We start from the raw sequence: 252 nt of genomic DNA, 5'->3' as shown, positions 1-252 counted from the left end.
GCCTTCATCTCGTTTGAGCCTGTTGCACCCTCAGCGGCGGGATACCACATTTCAACAGTCAAAGGACGGTCATAACGTGGCCATTCCGCTGGCTTTTCGACAGCAGGATCAATCGAAAGGATATCGATTTGATCCGCGTTCACCATCTCTAACTGGCGCACGCCAACAGGGAGCGCACCGTAAGCCGACAATTCTGGCGCGCCGGGCAATTGGGTATCAATTGGATTTGCAGCAGCGGCACCCGCTGCCACC

At 56.0% G+C, this 252-nt stretch carries 1 protein-coding gene; it reads right to left on the bottom strand.

Features of this window, described 5'->3' with window-relative positions; translation table 11 throughout:
• A partial coding sequence (locus tag AACQ14_RS24030) for a hypothetical protein (protein ID WP_339366065.1) occupies nt 1-252 on the bottom strand: 252 nt, incomplete at both ends.

It is taken from the genome of Vallitalea maricola, from assembly GCF_036985595.1.
Lineage (GTDB): Bacteria > Bacillota > Clostridia > Lachnospirales > Vallitaleaceae > Vallitalea > Vallitalea maricola.
This window is presented reverse-complemented; position numbering and strand designations above follow the sequence as displayed.